The sequence below is a fragment of the Streptomyces shenzhenensis genome, assembly GCF_021462265.1.
GTDB lineage: Bacteria > Actinomycetota > Actinomycetes > Streptomycetales > Streptomycetaceae > Streptomyces > Streptomyces shenzhenensis.
In genome coordinates this window covers 1-8,010 of sequence record NZ_JAJONF010000100.1, presented here as the reverse complement: position 1 = coordinate 8,010, position 8,010 = coordinate 1, and the positions used below count along the sequence as shown (strand labels likewise).

The 8,010-nt window shown below is 69.5% G+C and carries 8 protein-coding genes; 2 read left to right on the top strand and 6 right to left on the bottom strand.

All coding sequences use genetic code 11. The features are described from left to right. Nucleotides 1–236: 236 nt before the first annotated feature. Genes LQ326_RS46370 through LQ326_RS46360 form a run of 3 tightly spaced genes read right to left on the bottom strand, consistent with a single transcriptional unit; the run spans nt 237 to nt 3,042 of the window. Entirely contained in the window at nt 237–1,259 is a 1,023-nt protein-coding gene (locus LQ326_RS46370; RefSeq protein WP_234545246.1) for an SDR family oxidoreductase, read from the bottom strand. A gap of 11 nt (nt 1,260–1,270) precedes the next feature. Continuing rightward, a complete protein-coding gene (locus tag LQ326_RS46365; RefSeq protein ID WP_234545245.1) occupies nt 1,271–1,996 on the bottom strand; it encodes a DUF998 domain-containing protein in 726 nt (241 codons plus the stop codon). Next, complete coding sequence (locus LQ326_RS46360) at nt 1,993–3,042, bottom strand: aldo/keto reductase (RefSeq protein ID WP_234545244.1); 1,050 nt, start codon at nt 3,040–3,042, stop codon at nt 1,993–1,995. The genes LQ326_RS46365 and LQ326_RS46360 overlap by 4 nt, the downstream gene beginning before the upstream one ends. Nucleotides 3,043–3,116: 74 nt before the next feature. Here LQ326_RS46360 and LQ326_RS46355 point away from each other — a divergent pair, with 74 nt between their 5' ends. Then, nucleotides 3,117–3,653 carry a TetR/AcrR family transcriptional regulator gene (locus LQ326_RS46355; RefSeq protein ID WP_234545243.1) on the top strand — a complete coding sequence of 179 codons (537 nt, stop codon included), beginning with the start codon at nt 3,117–3,119 and terminating at the stop codon, nt 3,651–3,653. A gap of 465 nt (nt 3,654–4,118) precedes the next feature. Here the strand turns inward: LQ326_RS46355 and LQ326_RS46350 are convergent, their stop codons facing one another. Then, nucleotides 4,119–5,051 carry an SDR family NAD(P)-dependent oxidoreductase gene (locus tag LQ326_RS46350; protein ID WP_234545242.1) on the bottom strand — a complete coding sequence of 311 codons (933 nt, stop codon included), beginning with the start codon at nt 5,049–5,051 and terminating at the stop codon, nt 4,119–4,121. A gap of 47 nt (nt 5,052–5,098) precedes the next feature. After that, the gene (locus tag LQ326_RS46345; RefSeq protein WP_234545241.1) at nt 5,099–5,995 is read right to left on the bottom strand and encodes an SDR family NAD(P)-dependent oxidoreductase; all 897 of its coding nucleotides are present in this window, start codon (nt 5,993–5,995) and stop codon (nt 5,099–5,101) included. Between the two features lie 71 nt (nt 5,996–6,066). Here LQ326_RS46345 and LQ326_RS46340 point away from each other — a divergent pair, with 71 nt between their 5' ends. Then, entirely contained in the window at nt 6,067–6,996 is a 930-nt protein-coding gene (locus tag LQ326_RS46340; protein ID WP_234545240.1) for a LysR family transcriptional regulator, read from the top strand. A 128-nt stretch (nt 6,997–7,124) separates the two neighbouring features. On the opposite strand, the gene LQ326_RS46335 is transcribed toward LQ326_RS46340, so the two are convergent. Then, on the bottom strand, nt 7,125–8,010 hold an 886-nt coding region (locus tag LQ326_RS46335; protein ID WP_234545239.1), incomplete at its 5' end, for an IS30 family transposase.

The following is an 8,010-nucleotide window of genomic DNA, read 5'->3' as shown; positions in this document are numbered from 1 at the left end:
AAGCGGCTCTACGAGCTCTCTGGTCGCAACGGCGACGAGGCGCGCTGGGGGCACCGGGTCTCGACGTCTCGTTCGCGAATCCTGGCGAGTTCTTGTCGCCGCTGCCGGGTTGGTGATCGTCGATCTCGCGTACTGGGGGAAGGAGGGGCTGAGGATCCGCTCGAAGAGTTTCGCGCCTGGGGCGAACGCGAAAAGCGCCTTCCTCCCCGCCATGAGGGAAACGGACTACGCCCGGGTCATTGATCGAGCCCAAGGGCGAGAAGGCTTTCCGCAGTGTCGGCGATGGTGTCCTCGATCAATCGGGGACACCATCCCAGGAGCTCTTGTGCCTTCTCGCTCGACGCGTCGAGATTGCGGCCCAACTGGGGTCTCAGCAGACGCAGTTCATGGTTGATCAGGCCCATGGCGCGTGTGAGCCACACAGGCAGCTCACGGGTCGGGGCCTTCGCGGCTCGATCACCGAGGCGGTCGTGAAGGATCCGCCCGATCTCCACCGCGCTAAGGCTGCGCCCGGCAGCCGCCAGGAACCGCTCACCGACCGCTGCCGGATCGGTCATCGCTCTAAGGTGCAGGTCTGCGACATCGCGGACATCGACGTAGCCCATCCCAAAGGGGGGACACGCAGGTACCTTGCCCTCGAGCATTCTGCGGATCAGGCGCAGCGAGGGCGGGTCGTCCGGGCCCAACAGCGGTCCGAAGACACCCACGGGGTTGACCACCGCCAGTTCCATATCGCCACCCTCGTCCCGGATGAACTGCCAGGCGGCACGCTCGGCGAGCGTCTTGGACCGCTGATAGGGCGGGATGTCGGCGTCGACGTCGGTCCAGTCCTCCTCAGTGAACGGAGTCGACCGCGGGGGATGCCCGATCCCGACGGCGCCGAACGCGCTGGTCAGGACAACCCGGCGGACGCCGCCGTCACGGGCGGCGCGCAGGACCCGCAAGACGCCCTCGCGCGCCACCGACACCATCTCGTCCTCGCTGGCCGGGGCCTGGCGCAGGGTCGGCGAGGCGACGTGCAGCACGTACTCACAGCCGGCGACGGCGGCGTCCCACCCCTCGGCGCGTGCGAGGTCGGCACGCACCACGGTCAGCCGCGAATCGTCGAACGGCGCCGCAGCGTGAAGCCAGGACCGCATCGCCGGTTCGCGTCCGAGGTTGCGGACCGTGGTGCGCACACTGTGCCCGGCCTCCAACAAGGCCAGTGCGCACCAGCTCCCGATGAATCCTGACCCTCCGGTCACCAATACTTGAGCCATCTGTCTCTCCTTCAGCTTGTGACTCGATCAACTCGATCAAGGGGCGTTGGTGGCCGGTCCGCCTGACGCCGCTGGGCGCCGATCACGCCGCTGCCCACCAGGACGTGGCCGATCATGATCGGGTAGATCACGGCGCGCTCGAACATGCCGACGTCCCACATCCAGCCGGTGAACACGTCGGCCATGAAGACGGGGAACGCGACCAGGCCCGCGGCGCCGAGCGCGGTCAGCGCGACCGACCGGCCGCGGCCAAGCCCGAGCCGGGCCCCGCTCGCGCCGACCACGATCGCCATGATGTTGCCGGCGAGCATCACACCCTGCGCGCCGAGAGTGTGGAAGGCGATCAGGCCGTTCGCGGCGTTCGCGTTTGACCCCTGAAAAACGCCGACCAGCGAGACCCCCACGCCGGCGAGGACAGCGAGGATCACGATGCTGATTGCGCTGGCTCCCTTGCGCAGGTCGAACAGGAGGAACGACCCGACGATCAACAGCGCGCCGTAGCTCACCCAGCCGGCGTCCATGACGGCGCCGAGCGGGGAGTTCGCGACCTGCCCGAACGCGGTCTGCCGCGGGCCGGTGACACCGAGGTGGCTGACCCAGTTGTACAGGGGGGAATACGGCGGGTCCTGCCACGCGGCCGCGGTGACCAGCTCGCAAAGCCAGGAAACCAGCGGCCCGAGCATGACGAACAGGGCCCCGCCCCGGGCCGCTACGCCGGAGCGGACGACGGTGCTCATGAGAGGGCCATGCCTGGCACACGCCGGCGGATGGCCTCCATCTCCGCCTCGTCCGAGACGCCCTGCCAGTCGTACCGCGGCGTGTAGGGGTCTTCCAGGGAGCGCGCCTGGTCATCGGTGAGCTCCACGTCCAACGACGCCACGGCCTCGTCGATCTGCTGAATTGACCCGGCGCCGACGAGCGGGGCCGTGACGACCGGCTGGCGCCGCAGCCAGGCCAGCGCCACCTGCGCCCGAGTGACACCGTAAGCGGCGGCCACGTCGCCGACCGCGTCGATGATCTTGCGGTTGGAGGCATCCTGCTCGGGTGAGTAGAGCAGGTCCGCAAAGTCCCCGTCTGTCTGGGAGCGCGTCGTCGATCGGGCGTCGCCCCACCCCCGGGCGAGGCGGCCCCGGGCCAGGGGCGACCAGATGATCGTGCCCACGCCCTGGTCGAGGCACAGTGGGATCATCTCGCGCTCTTCCTCTCGGGCGAGGAGGTTGTAGTGGTTCTGCATGGAGATGAACCTGGCCCAGCCGTTCTGCTTCTGCAGTTGCAGTGCCTTCGCGAACTCCCACGCGTGCATGGACGAGGCGCCGAGGTAGCGGACCTTTCCTGTCCTGACCAGGTCGCTGAGCGCCTCGAGGGTCTCCTCCCATGGGGTGGAGTGGTCGTTGCGGTGAATCTGGTAGAGGTCGATGTAGTCGGTTCCGAGGCGGCGGAGCGAGTGCTCGACCTCTGTCATGATCGCCTTGCGCGACAGTCCGCGGCCGTTCGGGCCCAGCCGCATCGGATGGCGCAGCTTCGTGGCGATGACCACCGCGTCGCGGTCGGCGAAGTCCTTGAGCGCGCGGCCGAGGATCTCCTCGCTCGAACCGTTCGAGTACATGTTCGCGGTGTCGAAGAAGTTGATCCCCTCCTCCACTGCGTGGCGGATGAGCGGACGAGCGTCCTGCTCGCCTTTCGACCAGACGGGGTGGCCGCGGTCGGGCTCGCCGTAGGTCATCGCTCCGATCGCGATGGGGGAGACGTCCAGGCCAGTGGTGCCGAGCTTGATGTAGCGCATGATGCCCCATAAAGTATGTGGAGAACTCTCCACATACCGTAGTGGAGAACTCTCCGCTTAGCAAGGTGAGGCTGATGGTCCGCTCGGACGCCCGCGAGAACCGGGCACGTATCCTCGCGGTCGCCCGCGAGGCCTTCGTGGCAGACGGCAACATCTCGATGAACCAGATCGCCGGCCTCGCCGGCGTGGGTGCGGGCACGCTGTACCGCAACTTCCCCACACGCGATGCCCTGGTCCTGGCCGTCTACCAGGACGAAATCGAACGCATCACCGGCACCGCGCCCGAGCTGCTGGCCGAGATGCCCCCGCTTGAAGCCCTGCGCGACTGGACGATCGAGCTCGTATCGGCCATGCGCAAGAAGCACGGTCTCGGCGATGCCCTCAGCGGCACTGCTCTGCAGGCAATCACCGAGCAGAGCTACGGCCCCGTGATCACCGCCCTCACGAAGCTCCTCGACGCCGGCAAGGCAGACGGCACGATCCGCGAGGACGCCGATCCTGGCGACTTCCTCCAGCTCACCGGAGCACTGTGGCGCGCCGCGTCCAGCCCTGAAGACCGGGCCCCCCGCATGCTCGCGCTCATCCTCGACGGACTGCGCACGCGCGGATAGGCCACGGGCCGGGCGCATGCAGTCCCAGGATCCACTGCCAACTGATGGATGCGACGCGCAACCGTTGGAGGCGCGCTGGCCACCGGCGCGCTTCCGTGGCCGCGAGCGGAGCGGCAACACGGGTGAGGGCAGCCTCTTCGAGATCAGGCTCGACGTTCCGCTTCCTGGGGCTTCGCGCAGGACGCGGCCATCTCTCCAGTGCAGGCGGTGGCGCGGCAGACGGCGCGCACCTCGCGGCCGACTACCTACGGGTGCGCGGGCCTTCGGAGCGGGTGAGCAGGTCGCGGTCGGATGGTTCTTACTCCTGGGCCCAAATCGCCAGGGTCCCGCGTGTTTCCGCGGACCGGACTGCGGTTCCCACCGACTCCAGAAGCCCGTAGACGTCGAGCCTCGCCCGCCGTCCTCATGCTCCGCGCCGTCACGGCGATCGCCTCCCGCGGCGAAGCCCCCGGGCGATCCTCGGGTTCAGTCCGCTGCCGCGAGCAGTTCCTGCGAGAGGTCCCAAAGCCGCGCTGCGTTGTCCGGGTCCACGGCGTATTTGGCGACGCCGTTGAGGGTTCCGGTGCGGCGGGCGACGACCTGAGTCTCGTTGCAGTCGGTGAAGTAGCGCCCTCCGATGCCCTCCAGGAGTGGGGAGGTGGCGAGGAGGACGGCGGTGGCGGCGCCCTGGTGGACGGTCTTGATCAGCTCGGCTGCCACGGTGCCGCTGCCGCGGCCGCCTTCTGTGTGGCGCTGGAGGTTGGTGTAGATCGCGCCGGGCATCAGGGCGTTGGCGGTGATGCCGTCCGCCGCCCAGCGGCGGGTCGCCTCGACGGCGAACAGGACGTTGGCGGTCTTGGACTGGCCGTAGGCGAGCCAGGGGTCGTAGCGGCGGAAGGCGAAGTGAATGTCGTCCCAGACCACCGGGGACAGCTGGTGGCCGCTGGAGCTGACGGCGACGACTCGGGCCGCGCCGTCGGCGGCGAGCGCGTCGTGCAGGCCGGTGGCGAGGGCGAAGTGGCCGAGGTGGTTGGTGGCGAACTGCCACTCCCAGCCCTGCGCGCTGTACCGCTCCGGGCAGGCCATCACGCCCGCGTTGTTGACCAGGACGTGCAGCGGTCCCTCCCAGGCGTCGGTGAACGCGGCGACGGAGGCCGGGTCGGCGAGGTCCAGTTGGGCCACGTGCACGTCCCGGTTGTCGGTCGACTCGGCGATCTCCTTGGCGACGCGCTCGCCCGCCGCCGTGTCGCGGACGGCCAGGGTGACGTCCGCGCCGGTGCCGGCCAGCACGCGGGCGGTCTCCGCGCCGAGGCCGGAGGATGCACCGGTGACGAGCACCCGGCGGCCGGTGAGATCGACGCCGTGGGCGACCTCCTCAGCCGTGCTGGCGAATCCGAAGGGCGTGGTGACAGCGGTCATGGGTGAACTCCTTTTGTGCTAAGACGAGTTGATGGGGCGATGCGTAGTCAGGGCGTGAGCAGACGGTCCTGCTCCACCGGCGGCGTGCCGCCGTGCCAGTCCAGCGCCTTGCCGAAGCGGATCAACTCCCCATAGAGGGCGGGGTCGACGGAGTCGGCGAAGACGAGGTCGAGGACGGCGCGGGCCGCGTCGGCGGGTGTCTGAGCCTGGCTGTAGTCGCTGAACCAGGGCCGGGAGGTGGCGGTGTCGACCATGCCGGGGCAGACGGAGGCGACCAGGGTCCCGGTCGCGAGGTCGCGCTCACGGCGTTCGGCGGCGAGGGCGCGGACGGCTGCGACCTGGGCCACCTTCGACGGGACGTTCAGCCAGCGCGGCCAGCCCGCCTCCTCGGCGGTGTTGTGGTGGACCGCGGCCCGCCAGGACTCCACCGCGTACTCGACCTGGTCGAGGTTCGCGCCGTCGAACAGGTGGTGCAGCCGGGCGTCGAGGTGGCCGAGCGTGCCGAGGCTGCTGGCGACCACGAGCAGCCGACCGCCCGAGCGCAGCACGGGTCCGAACGCGCGCAGCACCGCGTGGGTCGCGGTGTTGGACACGTCGATGAACTCGTCGGCGCGCGCGGCCTGCGACTCGTCGGGCAGCAGGCGAGCGACGGCGTTGGAGAGGACGACATCGACGCCGCCGTACCGGCTGCGAAGGTCCTCGGCGAGCGCGGCGATCGCCTCGGCGTCGGTGACGTCCAGGACCCGTCCTGCGACCCGGGCCCGGGTGCCGGGGAGCTCGGCCACCTCGCGGGCGGCGGCGGTGACGCGGCCTTGGTCGCGTCCGGTGAGCAGGACCAGGTCGTCGGCGGTCAGACGGGCCGCGAGGCTCTCGGCGAGGGCCCGGCCCAGGCCCTGGTTCGCGCCGGTGACAAGAGCGATGCGGGAAGCGTGGGAACCGTTCATGACTGCCACGTTAGGAAGGCCGCGACCATGCGTCTAACGAAACTTATGCAAGCATGGTATGCGTAAACATCATGGACTTCACCGACGTCTCCCTAACCGCGCTGCGGGTCTTCCGCGCGGTGGCGGAGCAGGGCACCTTCACCGCGGCCGCTGCGTCGCTCGACTACACCCAGTCGGCGGTCTCCCGGCAGATCGCCTCGATCGAGCGGGCCGCGGGTGCAAAGCTGCTGGAGCGGCGGCGCGACGGCGTGCGGCTCACCTCCGCAGGACAGATCGTCATGCGACGGGCGACGGTCGTCGTCGACGAGATCGACGCCACCGCCCGCGAGCTGTCCGGCACACCGGACGCGGGCGGCACCGTGCGGCTGGGGTGGGTGCCCGTCACCGGCGCCGGCCTGGTCCCGCGCGCCCTCTGCGCGCTGCAGCGCAGCGATCCCGGCGTGCACGTCGTCAGCCGCGAGGGCACCACCCCGGCGCTGCTGCGCGCGCTGCGCGCAGGCAGCATCGACCTCGCGCTCCTGGCGTCCGCACCGCCGTTCCGCGCCCCCGACGCCGAGTCACCGCCCCTGGTGCTGCAGACCCTCGCGGAACGGCCCCTGTGCCTGGCCGTCCCCGCCACGCACCCGCTCGCGCGCGGTGACTACGTCGACGTGGTAGGCCTGCGCGGGCAGCGCTGGATCGCCGGTCCGTCCTCGGGTGCGGACCAACTCATGGGCGTGTGGCCGGGACTGGACGAGCGACCCGAGATCGTGCACACGGCCCGGGACTGGCTGGCGAAGCTGCACCTGGTCGCCGCCGGCTGCGGGCTCACCACTGTGTCCGCCGCGCTCGCCGAGGCTGCGCCTCCCGGCGTACGCATCCTGCCAGTGCGCGGCGGACCGCAGGAACTGCGCCGCCTGCTCCTGGCCCGGCTCCCCCAGCCGCCCACCGAACCCCAGCGCCGCCTCGCGGCAGCCCTGCGCGCCGTGGCACTCAACAGTGACTCCCCAGGAGACCAGTGACCGGTCAGCCCTCCTGCTGCCGCAGGCGGGGGGGGCGGGCCGTACTCGCCGATCGGCAAGTACGGCTCGACGAACTCCCACTCTTCGTCGGTCAGTTGCACACGAGTCACGCAACACGATCGTTAGATTCAACTGGTCAAGGCAACACTCTCGGCTGGTGTTCGGAATCCCAGGCACTTGCGCGGACGGTTGTTGAGCTTCGTCGCGATGGCGTCAAGGTCGTCCTGGCTGAAGGTCGACAGGTTTGTCCCTTTGGCCAGGTACTGCCGGAGCAACTTGTTGGTGTTCTCGTTGGTGCCACGTTGCCAGGGGCTACGCGGTGCTGCGAAGAACACGTCGACACCGGTGTCGGCGCTGAGACGCTTGTGGGCTGCCAGTTCCATGCCGCGATCCCAGGTCAGCGTGCCGCGTAGTCGGGAGTCCATGCGCGCGTAGGCCTCGGCGAGAGCGGGGACGACCACGGTGGTGTGACGGCTGGCGAGTTTCACGACCGTGAGGAAGCGTGACTTCCGGTCGACCAATGTGGCGACCTGGCTGTTGTTCGAGCCGATCACCAGATCGCCTTCCAGGTGCCCGGATTCGCTGCGGTCCTCCGCCGCCTGGGGCCGCTCCTCGACCGGTCGGGCATCGGTGATCTGTGAACGCCATTGACCTTTCACCGTGTGACGCTTGTTCTTCCGGATCGGGCGGCCAGTTCGCAGGCGCTTGCACAGCTCGCGGGGGATCACCTTCCAGCGGGTGGTGTAGATCGACCGGTAGATCGTCTCGTGGGTAATCCGCATCTGCGGGTCGTCCCCGTGATGCAGACGCAGGTGTCCGACGATCTGTTCGGGCGACCACTCCTCCTTCAGCAGGGTCAGCACCGTCTGCCTCAACGCGGGTTTGCGGGCGAGCAGGCACTGCTTCGGGCGCCGGGCGCCATCAAGCGCCCGTTCCTGCGCGGCAATCGCCCGGTAGACGTCACGTCCGCCGTTCTTGTTGACTTCACGGCTGATCGTCGACACCGCACGCCCC

What these genes read in the sequence shown, in the direction of transcription:
- LQ326_RS46340 (WP_234545240.1), top strand. Translation starts at nt 6,067, where the DNA reads ATGGACTTCACCGACGTCTCCCTAACCGCGCTGCGGGTCTTCCGCGCG.
- LQ326_RS46355 (WP_234545243.1), top strand. Translation starts at nt 3,117, where the DNA reads ATGGTCCGCTCGGACGCCCGCGAGAACCGGGCACGTATCCTCGCGGTC.
- LQ326_RS46350 (WP_234545242.1), bottom strand. Translation starts at nt 5,051, where the DNA reads ATGACCGCTGTCACCACGCCCTTCGGATTCGCCAGCACGGCTGAGGAG.
- LQ326_RS46345 (WP_234545241.1), bottom strand. Translation starts at nt 5,995, where the DNA reads ATGAACGGTTCCCACGCTTCCCGCATCGCTCTTGTCACCGGCGCGAAC.
- LQ326_RS46365 (WP_234545245.1), bottom strand. Translation starts at nt 1,996, where the DNA reads ATGAGCACCGTCGTCCGCTCCGGCGTAGCGGCCCGGGGCGGGGCCCTG.
- LQ326_RS46360 (WP_234545244.1), bottom strand. Translation starts at nt 3,042, where the DNA reads ATGCGCTACATCAAGCTCGGCACCACTGGCCTGGACGTCTCCCCCATC.
- LQ326_RS46370 (WP_234545246.1), bottom strand. Translation starts at nt 1,259, where the DNA reads ATGGCTCAAGTATTGGTGACCGGAGGGTCAGGATTCATCGGGAGCTGG.